Origin of the sequence: Bacillus mesophilus (genome assembly GCF_011008845.1) — a bacterium.
Taxonomy (GTDB): Bacteria; Bacillota; Bacilli; order Bacillales; family SA4; genus Bacillus_BS; species Bacillus_BS mesophilus.
The window spans coordinates 263717-279865 of the sequence record NZ_JAAIWM010000001.1; the positions used below are offsets into that span (position 1 = coordinate 263717).

The 16149-nt window shown below is 36.1% G+C and carries 14 protein-coding genes; 3 read left to right on the forward strand and 11 right to left on the reverse strand.

All coding sequences use genetic code 11. From position 1 onward, the window contains the following. Window positions 1-17: 17 nt before the first annotated feature. Window positions 18-1079, forward strand: a complete 1062-nt coding sequence (gene ytvI, locus G4D63_RS01320; RefSeq protein WP_163176915.1) for a sporulation integral membrane protein YtvI — start codon at window positions 18-20, stop codon at window positions 1077-1079. Window positions 1080-1113: 34 nt separating this feature from the next. Here ytvI and G4D63_RS01325 read toward each other — a convergent pair whose 3' ends face one another. From G4D63_RS01325 to cyoE, 8 genes are all read right to left on the reverse strand, one after another. After that, window positions 1114-1482, reverse strand: a complete 369-nt coding sequence (locus G4D63_RS01325) for a GNAT family N-acetyltransferase (RefSeq protein WP_163176916.1) — start codon at window positions 1480-1482, stop codon at window positions 1114-1116. Window positions 1483-1874: 392 nt separating this feature from the next. Then, entirely contained in the window at window positions 1875-2336 is a 462-nt protein-coding gene (locus G4D63_RS01330; RefSeq protein ID WP_163176918.1) for a DUF420 domain-containing protein, read from the reverse strand. A 45-nt stretch (window positions 2337-2381) separates the two neighbouring features. Beyond that, a complete protein-coding gene (gene ctaG, locus G4D63_RS01335) occupies window positions 2382-3305 on the reverse strand; it encodes a cytochrome c oxidase assembly factor CtaG (protein WP_163176920.1) in 924 nt (307 codons plus the stop codon). Between the two features lie 95 nt (window positions 3306-3400). Then, window positions 3401-3730, reverse strand: a complete 330-nt coding sequence (gene ctaF / locus G4D63_RS01340; RefSeq protein ID WP_163176922.1) for a cytochrome c oxidase subunit IVB — start codon at window positions 3728-3730, stop codon at window positions 3401-3403. 4 nt (window positions 3731-3734) lie between these two features. Further along, entirely contained in the window at window positions 3735-4364 is a 630-nt protein-coding gene (locus G4D63_RS01345) for a cytochrome (ubi)quinol oxidase subunit III (protein WP_163176923.1), read from the reverse strand. After that, window positions 4364-6241, reverse strand: a complete 1878-nt coding sequence (gene ctaD / locus G4D63_RS01350) for a cytochrome c oxidase subunit I (protein WP_163176925.1) — start codon at window positions 6239-6241, stop codon at window positions 4364-4366. Before ctaD ends, G4D63_RS01345 begins: the two co-directional genes overlap by 1 nt. 28 nt (window positions 6242-6269) lie before the next feature. Next, window positions 6270-7307 carry a cytochrome c oxidase subunit II gene (gene coxB, locus G4D63_RS01355; RefSeq protein ID WP_163176927.1) on the reverse strand — a complete coding sequence of 346 codons (1038 nt, stop codon included), beginning with the start codon at window positions 7305-7307 and terminating at the stop codon, window positions 6270-6272. Window positions 7308-7632: 325 nt separating this feature from the next. Further along, a complete protein-coding gene (cyoE, locus tag G4D63_RS01360) occupies window positions 7633-8574 on the reverse strand; it encodes a heme o synthase (protein WP_163176928.1) in 942 nt (313 codons plus the stop codon). Between the two features lie 487 nt (window positions 8575-9061). On the opposite strand from cyoE, the gene G4D63_RS01365 reads away from it, so the two are divergent. Continuing rightward, a complete protein-coding gene (locus G4D63_RS01365; protein WP_163176930.1) occupies window positions 9062-10009 on the forward strand; it encodes a COX15/CtaA family protein in 948 nt (315 codons plus the stop codon). A 27-nt stretch (window positions 10010-10036) separates the two neighbouring features. On the opposite strand, the gene pyc is transcribed toward G4D63_RS01365, so the two are convergent. The 3 genes from pyc to G4D63_RS01380 form a co-directional block, all read right to left on the reverse strand. After that, window positions 10037-13480: a pyruvate carboxylase gene (gene pyc / locus G4D63_RS01370; protein WP_163176932.1), complete on the reverse strand. Its 3444-nt coding sequence runs from the start codon at window positions 13478-13480 to the stop codon at window positions 10037-10039. A 72-nt stretch (window positions 13481-13552) separates the two neighbouring features. Then, complete coding sequence (locus tag G4D63_RS01375) at window positions 13553-14713, reverse strand: FtsW/RodA/SpoVE family cell cycle protein (RefSeq protein WP_163176933.1); 1161 nt, start codon at window positions 14711-14713, stop codon at window positions 13553-13555. 135 nt (window positions 14714-14848) lie between these two features. Beyond that, entirely contained in the window at window positions 14849-15130 is a 282-nt protein-coding gene (locus tag G4D63_RS01380) for an Fpa/YlaN family protein (RefSeq protein ID WP_163176936.1), read from the reverse strand. 461 nt (window positions 15131-15591) lie between these two features. Between G4D63_RS01380 and G4D63_RS01385 the strand changes: the two genes are divergently transcribed. Continuing rightward, complete coding sequence (locus G4D63_RS01385) at window positions 15592-16095, forward strand: peptidyl-prolyl cis-trans isomerase (RefSeq protein WP_163176938.1); 504 nt, start codon at window positions 15592-15594, stop codon at window positions 16093-16095. Window positions 16096-16149: the final 54 nt, after the last annotated feature.

Consider the following 16149-nt stretch of genomic DNA (forward strand, 5'->3'; position numbering starts at 1 on the left):
GAGAAAGGGGAACCAAGTTGTCTTATATATTTACAAAACGATTTGCGATTACCGCAATAATAGTCATTATTTTATTGCTTCTATTTTTATTTATTTTGCCGATATCGATTCCTCTTATAGCTGCGTTCATTACAGCACTTTTTTTAGAACCCCTTGTAAAGTCACTCTTTGCTAAATCGAAACTCACAAGGAACACTTCTGTTATTGTGATTTTCTTACTATTTATTTTATTTATTGGTATTTCTAGCTACTTTTTGATAACAAAAGTAGTTGGAGAAGGTATACAATTTGCACAGAATGTCCCTTTTTATGTGAGTGATATAAATAGAGCTTGGTATGATTTAGAAAACAGATTGCAGAATGTTGCGAAAGATATGCCAAAAGAAGTGGTAATAGAAATTACACAGCAAGTGGGCGATTTTCTAGAAGGACTTAGAAATAGTATTACAGATTCTGTAAATATTAATAATGTAAAGCAAATTGTAACCGAAATTCCAAACTACCTAGTCAGTTTAATTGTATATTTAATTGCCTTATTTTTGTTTATGATGGACCTTCCTAGATTAAAAAATAGTGCATTCTCACATATGACCGAAAAAACTGCAGAGAAGGTTCAATTTATGACTTCAAGACTTTCATATGTAGTATTAGGATTTCTAAAGGCACAATTTTTAGTAAGCATCTTAATATTCTTCACGTGCTTAATTGGTTTATTAATGATCGTAGAACCAGAATTAGCCATTGTGATGTCGTTCATTATTTGGATTATTGACTTTATACCATTAATTGGTTCAATTATAATCCTCGGACCCTGGGCCTTATTTCTTCTTTTAACAGGTCAAACGATCATAGGTACTAAAATTGCCATATTAGCTGCAATTCTGCTAATCATTAGACGAACAGTAGAACCAAAGGTTATGGGAACTCAAATAGGTCTTTCCCCTTTATCAACATTGATAGCCATGTATTTAGGTCTAGAGATTTTTGGAATATTAGGCTTTATTATAGGTCCTTTATTGCTTATAGCATTTAATACTGCGCGTGAAGCAGGCGTGATTAAGATAAATTTTAAAATATAACTAACCGAGACTAAGGAGGATTCCTTAGTCTTTTCTATTCGCTAACAGCATGATGTAATTCCCAATAAAGAAACTCTCCATCCTTATCGGTACATTTCATACCTAAACGCTCTAAAAGTCGGATTGCTTTCTGATCATGGGCTTCACATTCTGTTAAAAACGACTGTACACCATGTAATTGCATAAACCAATCCATCATAGCCTCAACCGCTTCAAAAGCTAAGCCATCGTCTCCAAGTTCCTTTACAACATGATAGCTGAACTCGACGACACCATTAAGTGGCTTTCCTTTTATCATAACATCGCCAATAATTTGTTTTTCTTCATACTTAATAATCATCCATATTCCCCAACCGAATTCATCCTGATCGGTTTCTAGCTTCTCAATATAAAAGGGAAGCATCCCTATTAATTGGGTTGATGGCCAGCCATTAGGAATCTTAATGGGGGACTTTTTTTCAAGCTCTGTTCGGTAAAGCGCAAGTGATTTAGTTAAATCTAATGAACAGGGAACCAGTAATAAACGATCTGTTATAATCTCCAGAACACTCTCCTCCTCACATTCTCTATCTTTGAAGAAGTTCGTTTCTTGTTATATATTCATATCCACATTAAAGATATCAATAAATGCTGTTACAAACTTTTTTAGTGATTAAGCATACAGGTCCAAACCTTATTCATTCATCGGTACTAGAAGCTAACTAAACTTTAATCATTTCTGTACACAAATAAAAAAGGTCATAGAATATCTTATTCTATGACCAACTTTGCATATGACTTAATTCGCGTATTTCATTAAAAACCAAGTATCGCTCTAATCACGGAGGTCGTTTCCCCTCCATGATAAATTACATAAAGAAGTAAATAAACCGTTACACCTGTAATGGCTGTAAAAAACCAAATAATACTTGTAATTGGCCCAATTTTGCGATGCTTTTCGAGCTTGTTTTTATATCCGTAATAAAGTGTTACTAATCCTAAGACAGCACCTATAGTAGCAAGGGTGATATGAAAGATTAAAAAGATTGTATAAAATATCTTTATATCATCCGGTCCACCAAAGGCAGTGTTACCAACAAAAATGGTTCTAGAAGCATAAATAATAAAAAATATAATGGCAAAAACTGCAGCTAATGTCATTACTTTTTTATGTGCCTCAAGCTTACGTTGGGCTATCAATACCCACCCAATGGCAACTGTTATTGCACTTAACACAATAAAAATCGTACTTATAGTAGGCAATATAGGTAAATTCATACTAGCATCCTTTCTTATCACCTTTAAGTTTTATCCTATAACAAATTAATTAACTTGTGGTTTTGTTGCGATTTCCAGTTGATCATTCTCACGTTCTTTTCTAGCCCATTGGAAAAAGATATATCCTAAAATCGATCCATACACAATTTCCTGAACAACTTTCATTATTACTCCACCAAGCTGTTGATCCTCCACTACCGGAAACCAATTAAATAGCTCTGGAGTACTTATTGAAAGGGTTGCAAGCATATCAGCTGGAACACATAATTCAAGTGCAGTTAGCCACAAAGTTGGATCAGTATATGTGCTATATAAAGGTGTACTTGCAAAAATAATAAGTGCACATGCAGGTGTGAGTAATACACCATCAGCGAAGATATATCCAATTTTTTTAATAGGTGTTAGTGACTCCTCTTCAGGTAAAGGATTAACGACTGGCCACCACATTAAAAATGCACCAATAAACAATACTGATGTCGTAATGCTGTGTAAGATCATATCTGTTTTAACCACATCAAAAACTAGTGGAATATGATAGAGTGAAAATAAACCATTAAATAATATTAAAGCGATTAACGGCTTTGTAAAAAAGGAATAGAGCGGTCGAACTCTTTTCAAATTTATAAATTCTCTTAATAATGTTTCAGGTAAACCTAGTAGCATTAAAGGAGGAACTGCTAGATACACAATAGCCATTGCTGTCATATGTGCACTAAACATTAAATGTCCTAGTAAATCAAAGGGTCCACCCTTCATCATATACAGTAGAATCATACTAGACAAAAAGAAAAATTGTTGTTTTCCAGTAACTCTATATTTTTCTTTTCGGATAATATAAAAATACACCCCGATTAAAATAACGATCACTGATAAAAACACGGGGCTCCAAAGAGCTCTAAAGCCAAATATGCTAATATCCAAACTTGCCACCTCCAAAGGGAACAACAATATCATAAATAACATACTCATTATACAATAGTTCATTTTTTAGTAGCAATGAACGTTATGTGAATTATTATAGGTAATATATAGGAAAGGGATGAGCATTCGCTCATCCCTTCTCTTTACCACCAAATAATTGTAACAAATGCAAGTATAGTAATCAGTCCAACTAATAGACCTGAGTATAAGAATAACGCAGGACCTTCATGTCCTTTATGGCTCATATGCATAAAGTAATAAAGCTGGAATATTACCTGAATAACTGCAAGTAATAGAATAAATGGTACTGAAAACCAAGCTGTAAACCCTTCATACCCTACTGCTAAAAACGCAACTAACGTTAGAGCGATCATTAGAGCAAAGGTAATAACTTGGTGTTTCATATCTTGTTTGTTTTTCTTACGGCGATAGGCTAAATCTACATTAGGGTTACCGGATTGTTTCGTAGCCATATGTTTATCCCACCATCCCCATCAAGTATACTACTGTAAAGATGAACACCCAAACAACATCGATAAAGTGCCAATAAAGGCTAGCAATATAGAATTTAGGTGCATTGTACAAGTCTAATCCACGTCTTGAATTACGAACCATTAAAGTAATAATCCAAAGTAATCCAAAAGCTACGTGAGCTCCGTGAAATCCTACTAAAGTATAAAAGGCGGAACCTAGTGCACTACTAGTAAACGTAAACTCATATGCATGCACATAATGATAAAACTCATAAATTTCAAGTAGTAAGAAGGCTAATCCTAGTAAAACAGTGATTGAAAGCCATAGCTGCATCTTTTTGAAATCAAAGTTTTTCATATGATACATTGCATAAACACTGGTTAGTGAACTTGTTAATAGTAACATTGTTGCCAAGAATACGATTGGCATTTCAAAAATATCTTGTGTAGTTGGTCCACCTGCATTAGAGTCTTTTAATGCTAAGTACGTTGCAAATAGCGAAGCGAATAGCACCGTTTCTCCACCAAGGAAAAACCAAAAAGCTAAAAATTTATTTTTCCCTTCAAGGGTCGCTTTTTCGGGCTCAGCAGGGAATGTTTCAGCTGTTAATTTTTCTTCAATATGAGCTCCCATTATGCCTTGACCCCCTTGTCATCGTCTTCTAATTCTTCTTTGTGGATATGGTATCCATGGTCATCAATAACCGAACGTAAGAACATCGATCCTAAAGTGATCAGCATACCACCAATACCCACGATTAATGCAGTAACGTTAGTTTCGTCACCTTGAATGTTTGCATACATGAAACCAAATGCAGCAATTGTTAAACCTACAGACATCACAAACGGTAGAATAGAACCGTTAGGCATGTGAATGTCTCCTAGTGGTTCAGCTGGCGTCATTTCAGTGCGACCTTCCATCTTTTCAACCCAAAGTGCGTCTAATCCACGAACAAGTGGAAGTTGCTTAAAGTTATATTCAGGAGCTGGAGATGAAATAGCCCACTCAAGTGTACGTCCAGTTCCCCATGGATCATTTCCTATTTTGTTACCTTTAGCTACAGTAATGACAACGTTATACAATAATACAAGTGTACCGATTGCCATTCCAATCGCACCAATCGAACTAACTAAGTTACCTAGTTCTAAGTCTTGACCTGGTAGGTAAGTGAATACACGACGAGGCATACCCATTAGTCCTAAGAAATGTTGTATAAAGAATGTTAAATGGAATCCAATTAAGAATGTCCAGAATGTAATTTTACCTAAAGTTTCATTTAGCATTGTTCCAAACATTTTTGGCCACCAGTAATGAAGACCTGCAAATAAACCAAATACTACTCCACCAACAATAACATAATGGAAGTGAGCAACAACAAAGTATGTGTCATGGTATTGATAGTCAGCTGCTGCAGCTGCAAGCATTACCCCTGTTACTCCCCCTAGTAAGAAGGTAGGAATAAAAGCAACAGCATACAACATTGCAACAGTAAAGCGAATTTGTCCACCCCACATAGTTAATAACCAGTTAAAGATTTTAACCCCAGTAGGAACAGCAATCGCCATTGTTGCAACAGCAAAGATTGCGTTTGCAATTGGTCCTAAACCAGTTGTGAACATATGGTGCGCCCAAACCATGAATCCTAAGAATCCAATTAATACCGTAGCGAATACCATTGCAGAATATCCGAACAGACGCTTTTTAGAGAATGTTGCAAAAATCTCAGAGAAAATTCCGAAAGCCGGTAATATTAAGATATATACTTCAGGGTGTCCAAAGATCCAGAATAAGTGCTCCCAGATAATTGTGTTCCCACCAAGTGCTTCGTTAAAGAAATTTGATCCAAATAAGCGATCAAACATCATTAAGAATAAACCAACTGTTAAAGCTGGGAATGCAAAAAGAATTAATGCCGATGTAACAAATGTAGACCATGTGAATAATGGCATACGCATGTAAGTCATACCAGGTGCACGCATATTAATAATGGTAACAAGGAAGTTAATACCTCCAATTAATGTACCTGCCCCAGAAATCTGTAAACCTAGAGTATAGAAATCAATTCCATGCCCTTCGCTTTCCATTGCTAGAGATGCATAGGATGTCCAACCTGCATCTGGTGCTCCACCTAAGAACCAGCTCATGTTCATGAATACTCCACCGAAGAAGAATAACCAAAAACCTAGAGAGTTTAAGAATGGGAATGCAACGTCACGTGCTCCAATTTGTAATGGAACAACAGCATTCATAAAACCGAAAATTAAAGGCATGGCAGCGAAAAAGATCATCGTCGTACCGTGCATTGTTAATATTTCGTTATAAAGTCCTGCACTTACAAAGTCATTATCAGGTATTGCTAGCTGGACACGGATAAATAATGCTTCTAGTCCACCGACTAAGAAGAAGAAGCCTCCAGCGATGAAGTATAGAATGGCAATCTTCTTATGGTCAACTGTTGTTAAATAGTCCCATATCGTAGCGCCAACTGTTTCTTTTCTTAACGTACTCACGATTTTACCTCCTTTTCAAGATGCTAAATTACTCCTCTACGGAAAGTCCAAATAAATATTCTGTTAAAGCATCAATTTCTTCTGTAGTTAATTCACCATACGTACCAGTCATAAGGTTACCTGGCTTATATGTTTCTGGATCTTGTAACCACAACTTTAAGTTCTTTTCGCTATGATCCATAACACCTGCAATACGGGTACGGTCTGCAAAGTTAGATAAGTTAGGTGCTAAACGACTACCTTCATTTCCAACAGCGTGACACCCAATACAGCTAGATTGGAATAACTCTTCTCCAGCTTGAGCTAAGTCAGTATCGACAGTTGGTTCAATATTAGCCATTTTGTCAATCCATTGATCAAATTCTTCTGGAGCAACCGCTCTTACTTTAAAATCCATAAGTGCGTGTGATGGACCACATAGCTCTGCACATTTTCCGTAATAGATTCCTTCTTCGTAAGCATGCAGCCACATCTGATTTACGTTATCAGTATTTGTATCCATCTTACCGCCAATCGTCGGTACCCAGAAAGAGTGCTTTACATCTGCTCCCTTTAGGTTAAAGTAAACACGTTCACCTGTTGGAATTACTAGATCCTGAGAAGTGATTACCTTGTGATCTGGATATTCAAATTCCCACCAATAAAGATAAGCTGTTACATTTACAATTAAAGCATCCTCATCACGAGTTTCTGCCTTCATTGGCGAAACATCTGCCAACTTAAATGTATAAGCTACTGTAGGTACTGCTAAAATGATTAATAATAAAATCGGAATAACAGTCCACATAATCTCTAGCTTATGGTTTCCTTCTACTTGCTCAGGGATCTTGTTTTCATCCCCCTGTTTTGCACGGAAACGGAAGAGAACATAAATAAAAATTACTGTTACAATTAATACAACAAACACCATGATGATCGTACTAATCATCATAAGAGAGAATTGCATTTCCGCCCCTTCTCCTTTAGGCTCTAGCGTCGTTAGAAACGGCTTACCACAACCCGCTAAAAAAAGCGCCATCATCGTTACTAATGAAAATAAGCGCCACTTTAAGTGCCTTTGCTTCATAACGTAGTTAACCCCACTTTCCTTGTAATAATCAAATTTCTTAGTTGGTACGGGTACAACCCGGCCCTGGATTTTCTATATATAATAAAAAAGGAATCCCAATTTCAACTTGCCTAAACCCTCTATGTACCTAATTGGTCGTGAACGGTTTTAAGCAAAAAATATAGAAAAACAGAGGAATAGTTTTGAAAATATAACACTACTCCTGTGTCAACAAAGTAGTTAGTGTTTTACATTTACTACTTTGCTGACACAGGAGCCCACATAAGTGGACCCATTTGTTAAGAGGTCAGCAAAAGAAATTGTCAACTAAACTCTAATAATGTTAGAACAATGTCGCAACAATCATAGATACAAACAGAATGGTCAAGTAATTAAGTGAATATACAAACATCGTTGTTGACCATTTGATATCATCCTTTGATTTATACCCTTTAATACCAAGGTACAGCCACCCTATATTCAGTAACGTTGCAAGTACTAGAAACACAGTACCAAGTGAATACAGGTAAAACGGCAATGGGAATAAGCAAGCGACCCAAAGGACTATTTGTCTTTTTGTCATTTCAAATCCGTGTACTACCGGAAGCATTGGAATACCAGCCGCTCTATATTCTTCACATCTCTTCATTGCTAATGCTAAGAAGTGTGGAGGCTGCCATATGAACATAATCAAAAATAATATCCACGCAACCATATGAAGATTAGCATCAACAGCCGCCCATCCAATTAATGGAGGAACAGCACCAGAAATACTCCCGATTACCGTATTAATTGTATAGTTTCGTTTTGACCACATTGTGTATAACACAACATAAGTAAAAGCACCGATAAGACCAATTACCGCAGCCATTAACGTTGTAAGGGCTAGAACTGCTGTACCCGCTGCAGTTAGAATTAAACCTATCCATAATACATGTTTAGCAGTAAACCTTCCGGTAACAGTCGGTCTAGTTTTAGTTCGTTCCATTAAATGATCAATGTCACGGTCAATATAATTATTTAAGCTACACGAACCAGCAATTACTAACGAGGTTCCAAGCAGTGTAAACAGAGTAATGTCCCAATTCTGAAAGAAGCTTGTTCCAGTGAAATGAAACGCTAGCCATAAACCAGTAAAGGCAGTAATTAAATTAGAATTAATAATTCCAACCTTAATTAATGCTTGAAAGTCTTTCCAGATGGATGTTTCAAAAGCACCACTCTGAGGACTTTCATGCTCTATAACATGCGAAGATGCTTGATCTACTGTCCTCGAATTTGCCATTATAAATCCTCCTTTTAAGTAAACACACAGTCATTCCTGACTATTTTTATAATCTGCTTCTATGAAAAGTGCCTACTCTATATTAAACCATAAAACGCATACAAATTGTGAAGGAGATGTGTAACTTTTTTGTCTTTTTTGTGACTTGCTCTAGACGCTTACATCTGAATTATATAAGAAAAATATCTTTTTATCATTATGAAACATTTGGTTGTTTTCATTTTAAACGATTATAGTATACTAAACACTAATTTAAAGAAATTATTTAGCCACATTATATTTCTAGCAAAATCACTAAGAATATTCAACCTTTTTAGTAATAATAATCTATTAAATTCTTTCTCAAACTATTGTTGACAAATAGTTTTGGTTAATATCACATTATTGTCACTTATTTTCCTTTGATATTTCGACATCTTTTTTATATGATTACTATTGTGTGAATTTGTGCGCGTTATTTTATTTTTTCAGAATGAAGGTGGGGCTTTTGAATAAAGGACTTAAATGGTTTGCTATTATAACCACGATTGGGATGTTACTTGTATTGCTAGGCGGTGCACTGGTTACAAAAACTGAATCAGGTGCTGGCTGCGGAGATAGTTGGCCACTCTGTCACGGTGAATTAATTCCAAGTAATATTACATTTGAACTAGTCGTTGAACTTAGCCATCGTTTAGTTTCTGGCTCTGTAGGGTTCTTAGTACTAATCTTATCAATATGGACATGGAAAAAAATTGGTCACCTTCGTGAAACTAAATTTTTATCCATACTTTCCTTCTCATTTTTAGTTATTCAAGCTTTGATTGGAGCTGCTGCTGTTATGTGGGGTCAATCCTCAACGGTATTAGCGCTTCATTTTGGAATCTCTCTTATTTCCTTTGCCGCAGTTCTTCTGTTGACGCTTTTAGTGTTTGAAGCAGATCAAGACCAGAGCAAGACAAGCCCAATAATTGATAAAAGGATTCAATTTCATATTATCGGGCTCATTCTTTACTGCTATGTCGTTGTATATACAGGTGCATTAGTACGACATAAAAATGCAAGTTTAGCCTGCCCTGACTGGCCAATATGTAATTTTAATCAACTAGGTCTTCCTACGCAATTGCATGAATGGATTCAAATGGGACATCGTCTTCTGGCAGGTTTATTATTCATTTGGATCATATACGCTACTTATATCGTGATCCGTCATTATAGTCATCAAACCACTGTAAAATGGAGCTTTATGATTGCAGCAATTCTTGTATCTCTCCAAGTAATAAGTGGTGCATTTATAGTCATCACTAAGCTAGAATTCTTATTTATTGCGTTACTACATGCATTTTTCATCTCTTGTTTGTTCGGTGTTTTAAGCTATCTTGTTTTACTACTCACTAGAAGTAAATACAATCAGAAAGTTAATCAAGAGAGTTCAACTAAGTCTGCACAAATATAAAAAGCGAGGCACATTTGCCTCGCTTTTTTATTTACTTAATTCTATTAAAAGGTCACCTGTCTGCACAGCAGCACCATCAGCTACATAAATCTCCTTAATTGTTCCAGAGAACGTTGCTTGAACAGTCGTCTCCATCTTCATTGCTTCAGAAATAAGTAAGTGGTCGCCCTTCTCAACTTTTTCACCCTTTTTCACAAGAACTTTCACAACCGTTCCAGGCATTGAAGCCGCAATATGATTGGGGTTAGTTCGATCAGCCTTGATGTTAGTCGTCACCGTTGACTTAACGTTTTCATCCTTAATAACGATTTCACGTGGCTGGCCATTTAATTCAAAATAGACTACTCGTGTTCCATCTGCTTGTGGCTCACCAATAGACACTAACTTCACAATTAACGTCTTACCGTGTTCGATCACAACCTCTATTTCTTCACCAAGTCTCATTCCATAGAAGAAGGTTGGCGTATCTAGAACTGAAACATCTCCGTATTCGTCCACTATTTTTTGATAGTCCATGAACACCTTTGGATATAGTGCGTAAGAGATCATTTCATGACTTGTTGTTTGACGATTTAATGTATGAAAAATCGATTCTTTCAATTCATGGAAATGCACAGGCTCTAAAAGCTCACCTGGTCTTACTGTAATCGGTTCTTTACCTTTTAGGATAATACGTTGAAGTTCCTTTGGAAAACCACCATGAGGCTGCCCTAGGTACCCCTCAAAGAGCTCCACTACAGAATCAGGGAAATCTAATAGTTCACCCTTCTCATATATATCATCTTCAGTTAAATCGTTTTGAACCATGTATAAAGCCATGTCCCCTACTACCTTCGACGAAGGTGTTACCTTAACAATGTCACCGAATAGATCATTGACACGACGATACATTACCTTAACTTCGTCCCATCTGTTGCCAAGTCCAACAGCTTTTGCCTGTTGCTGTAAGTTACTATATTGACCACCAGGCATTTCATGCATATACACTTCAGGATGCGGCGCGTTCATACCACTCTCAAAGCTAGAGTAGTACTTCCTTATATCTTCCCAATAATGAGAAAGTTGCTCTAGAGAATGGTTATTTATATCGACATTTCGTTTTGAACCTTCTAGTGCATAGTATAGTGAATTCCCGCTAGGTTGTGAAGTCAAACCTGCCATTGAGCTAACAGCGATGTCTACAATGTCAACGCCTGCCTCAATTGCTTTGGAATAGGTGAAAATTCCATTTCCACTTGTATCATGAGTATGAAGGTGAATTGGAATCGAAACTGCATCCTTCAACGCTGAAACTAGTGAATAAGCAGATTCCGGTTTTAATAAACCAGCCATGTCTTTTATTCCTAAGATATGAGCACCCGCTACCTCTAACTCTTTTGCCATAGAGACATAATAATCTAAATCATACTTAACTCTTGTAGAGTCACCAATATCACCGGTATAACAAATAGCTGCCTCTGCTAGCTTCCCAGAATCTCTAACAGCGTCAATAGTAAGAGTCATACCTTTTACCCAATTCAAGCTATCAAAGATTCGGAATACATCTATACCAGCCTGTGCTGACTTCTCAACAAATTCTTTAATAAGATTGTCTGGATAGTTTTTATAACCAACTGCATTAGAAGAACGAAGCAGCATCTGAAATAAAATATTCGGAACTTTTTCACGTAAGCTGATTAAGCGATCCCAAGGGTCTTCCTTTAAGAATCGATAGGCCACATCAAATGTTGCTCCTCCCCACATCTCTAAAGAGAATAAGTCAGGAAGCAACCTAGCAGTTGGATCAGCAATTGTTAAGAGATCCTTTGTACGAATTCTAGTCGCTAAAAGTGATTGATGTGCATCACGGAATGTAGTATCCGTTAACAATACGTTTTCTTGATCATGGATCCACTTAACAAGTCCATCCGCCCCACGTTCAGTTAATATTTGCTTAGTACCTGATGGGATTGGCTCAGTGATCTTCACTTTTGGAATCCTCGGCTTAGCAAAGACTGGTTTCTTTGCTTTCTCAATTCCTGGGAATCCATTGACTGTTACTGTTCCAATGTATGACAGCATTTTGGTTCCTCGGTCCTTACGATTTGGAAACACAAATAATTCAGGTGTTGTATCGATGAAAGAAGTATCATATTGACCTGAAATGAAGTTCTTATGCTTCATTACATTTTCAAGGAATGCAATATTTGTTTTAATTCCTCTAATTCTGAACTCTCTAAGATTTCTAGTCATTTTTGCAGTTGCTTGCTCAAATGTTAACGCCCATGTTGATAACTTAACTAGAAGTGAATCATAATGAGGTGTAATTACAGCACCTTGGAAACCATTTCCGGCATCAAGACGAACACCAAATCCTCCACCAGTTCGATATGCCATAATCTTTCCTGTGTCTGGCATAAAATTATTTTGTGGATCCTCTGTTGTTACTCGTGACTGAATAGCATAACCATGAGTTTTTATGTCCGCTTGCTGTGGAATTCCAATTTTATTACCATGAATCAGGTGACCCTCAGCAATTAATATTTGTGTTTGAACAATGTCAACGCCTGTAATCATTTCAGTAATTGTATGTTCTACCTGGACACGCGGGTTAACCTCTATAAAATAAAATTCCTGATCCTTCACTAGAAATTCTACAGTTCCTGCATTTATGTAATCTACATTTTTCATTAACTCAACTGCAGCTTCACAAATCTTCATTCTCAGTTCATTTGTTAATGAAACACTTGGTGCTAGTTCGACAACCTTTTGGTGTCTTCTTTGGATTGAGCAATCTCTTTCAAATAGATGTACTATATTTCCTTTAGAGTCTCCTAATATCTGTACCTCAATATGTTTAGGATTCTCAACAAATTTCTCTACATATACTTCACTACTACCAAAAGCAGCCTTAGCCTCTGATGTTGCACGTTCATAGGCTTCCTTAACTCCTGATTCATTTCGGACGATTCTCATCCCACGTCCTCCACCACCAAGGGCAGCTTTAATCATGATGGGATAGCCATGTGTTTTACCAAAACTAACAATTTCAGAAACATCATCGACAGGTCCATCAGTACCTGGGATTACTGGTATGTTTGCAAGTACTGCCTGTTTACGAGCTTTAACTTTATCACCAAACATATCAAGGTGAGTCGAATGAGGTCCAATAAAGATGATTCCTTCTTCTTCACATCTTCTTGCAAAGTGAATATTCTCTGATAAAAATCCATAACCTGGATGAATTGCTTGAACTCCATTTGCTAAAGCAATCTCGATAATTCCTTCAATGTCCAAATAGGCATCAATCGGTTTCTTACCTTCTCCTACTAAATAAGCTTCATCCGCCTTATATCGATGATAAGATCCTGTATCTTCTTTTGAATAAATTGCCACTGTACGAATATCTAATTCAGTACAAGCACGAAATATTCTGATTGCGATTTCTCCACGGTTTGCTACTAATACTTTTTCAATTTTTTTTGTCGTCATGAATTGCGCTCCTTTACTGATATCTGGTCTATTATCTCCCAAAAAGCTCTACATATTATTGAGCCATTCATTCTATGCTGCAATTTCATGTTGTTGTAAGTTTTTTTGTTTTCGATAATTTACGAACATTGAGATATTTACTAAAATCCCCATTGACATCATGAGTGCTAACAGTGAGGATCCACCGTAACTCACAAATGGTAAAGGAACTCCTGTAATTGGTAAAATCCCAGTTAATGCTCCTAAATTTACGAATGCTTGTATACTAATCATACTTGAAACTCCTATTGCTAATAAACTACCAAATGAATCATCACATTTTCTAGCTAATAAGAATCCTTTTAAAACAATAAAAGCTAGAAGTAAAATGACAAACCCAACTCCAAAAATTCCTAATTCCTCAGAAATAACAGCCATAATAAAGTCAGTATGTGCTTCAGGTAAAAACCCTGACTTTTGGATACTATTTCCTAGTCCTAGTCCTGTAACTCCTCCTGAACCTATTGCTATATAAGAGTTGATAAGTTGAAGGCCATCTCCTAGCGGGTCAGCAAAAGGGTTGTATGCTGCACCAAATCGAGATAACTGCTCATCTGATAAGACCTCAAACTTTATAGCAAAAGGAATTAAGATTGCTAGAATTAGTCCCCCTAGACCCAATAGCTTTAAAACATTTTTCATATTCATTCCAGAACATAGCGTCATAACTACTGCAATCATTGCTATTAAGGCAGCTGTTCCTAAATCAGGTTGAAAGAATACTAAGCTAAAGATGATCACCGTAAACGTTAGTGGTGGTAGAACAGCCGTTCCAAAATCGTTAATGTAATTTTGTTTCTTGGAGAAAATAGCTGCTAAGTAAACAATGACTCCTATTTTCACAAATTCCCCAGGCTGTATTTGAACAGGTCCAACTGCCAACCAACTTTGCGCATTTTGCGAGGTTTCACCAAATGCAAAAACCATAATCAAAAGTCCGATACTACCAAATGCAATAATCTTGAATAGCTTAAAGTACAAACGATACGGTACAATCATTGTCATTAAGAATGCAATAGATGCAACGATAAACGAAAATCGCTGTCTTACAAAAAAGTGATCAAATTGGTAGTCATAGCGGGACACAGCAATAATACTACTTGAGCTGTATACCATGATTAGACCAAAAGAACATAATAAAAAAACAGCAACTATAATCGAATAGTCGTACAACTGAAACATTTTTTTCAGCATAATAATCTTCCTTAATTGTTAATAGTTTATTTTATTTTACTATAAATAGAAAACGTTTTGGTGCAAAATTCCTGATAAAAAGAAAAAACCCAACTATTTTGAAAAAACAGTTTGAGTTTCCTAGTGCTTATTTTTTTATTTATTTGTAAATGCATCGTGCAAAAGTGAAAGTTCTTTCTCTAATGTATCAATAAGCTCCTTACCTATCGCATCCTCAACAAGCCCTAGTCTTACAGCAAAATCAATTTCTCTTGATAAACCGAACATTTGTGTATCTAAGACTTCTTCATATAGAGGACACTGAGGCATCGTCAAATTATCCATTTGAACTTTAATAAGCTTTAAGATTTTCTCTGCATCAGCCTTTAATAATTGATATGCTTTTTCGCGATGGTCAATCGCAATCTCTGGCGTCAATAGAATCCCTCCGTTCTACGAGCGATTGCAAACTTGTTCTTAAATCTTATCGTGATATTATAAAAATTGCAAGAAAAAATCGCTAGAAATGCATGATTCATGAAGTCAAATTCACCTTTTAGCTATAATTTGAAATCGGTTACTTTATCCTTAGCTCTCTTATTAGCCAAAACAATTAATTGAAGGTATACTTTACAATAGAAATCATCAATAACTTTAGTTCTTTAGTATAGTTAATTTAAAGTTGTTTTTGATTAAAAACAAGATTAACTGAAGTGAAGCTCAAATAAAAAGAATGGGCACGGAACCACCAAAAACAACTTTCAATCATTGAAATGACGAGAACGCTTGTATGTATCGGAGATGAAGGCTTCAGTCCCTTCCATCTCATTGAAACTAGAAATAAATTATTACTAAACGGTAGAATCTATTAACTTACAATAATTAAAAGGGTGACAAGAATGGAATCAATTATACTGTTAAAAGGCAAGGTTAAATATCCACTTACTATTGATCCAGGTGTTTGGATTTTTGACGATCGAAAAGTAGATCTTAACACATTTTTCGATCAAGAAAAAATCGAGGTTGATGAGCTAGAGGCCTACACTAAGGCTGTATCTGAGCATTGGGATCGTGAAATTAAGGAAGGTGCGGTTGTGCCAACTCCATCAAAAAAACCATCTACTAAAAAATACGAAAAAGAAAAACTACTTTCAGGAACCTTTGCTATTCCGGTCTATTATTTCTTGGATAATGCTATTGTTGATGATCAAGTAACCCAAGTCATCATTAAAACAAGTGACCAAGACCATAGTATGTCTTATGAAGAAGCATATAATGGCTTGTTTGGCTTTTCAAAAGATGGAAAACCATTAATTGAAGATGGCCCTGCCCATTTTTACTATGGCGATGGCTCAAATAAAGACAATCCCATAAAGAATATACATGAGATTATCGTTGAGTAAGTAACTTATTTCCATAGAGATCCCCTTTTAATTTTAGGTGGGGATCTCTTTTTT

Bases quoted from the DNA above. Each gene is read 5' to 3' on its own strand.
- coxB (WP_163176927.1), bottom strand. From the start codon at position 7,307: ATGAAGCAAAGGCACTTAAAGTGGCGCTTATTTTCATTAGTAACGATG.
- pyc (WP_163176932.1), bottom strand. From the start codon at position 13,480: ATGACGACAAAAAAAATTGAAAAAGTATTAGTAGCAAACCGTGGAGAA.
- ctaG (WP_163176920.1), bottom strand. From the start codon at position 3,305: ATGAGTATGTTATTTATGATATTGTTGTTCCCTTTGGAGGTGGCAAGT.
- G4D63_RS01330 (WP_163176918.1), bottom strand. From the start codon at position 2,336: ATGAATTTACCTATATTGCCTACTATAAGTACGATTTTTATTGTGTTA.
- G4D63_RS01345 (WP_163176923.1), bottom strand. From the start codon at position 4,364: ATGGGAGCTCATATTGAAGAAAAATTAACAGCTGAAACATTCCCTGCT.
- G4D63_RS01375 (WP_163176933.1), bottom strand. From the start codon at position 14,713: ATGCTGAAAAAAATGTTTCAGTTGTACGACTATTCGATTATAGTTGCT.
- G4D63_RS01385 (WP_163176938.1), top strand. From the start codon at position 15,592: ATGGAATCAATTATACTGTTAAAAGGCAAGGTTAAATATCCACTTACT.
- cyoE (WP_163176928.1), bottom strand. From the start codon at position 8,574: ATGGCAAATTCGAGGACAGTAGATCAAGCATCTTCGCATGTTATAGAG.
- ctaF (WP_163176922.1), bottom strand. From the start codon at position 3,730: ATGGCTACGAAACAATCCGGTAACCCTAATGTAGATTTAGCCTATCGC.
- G4D63_RS01325 (WP_163176916.1), bottom strand. From the start codon at position 1,482: ATGCTTCCCTTTTATATTGAGAAGCTAGAAACCGATCAGGATGAATTC.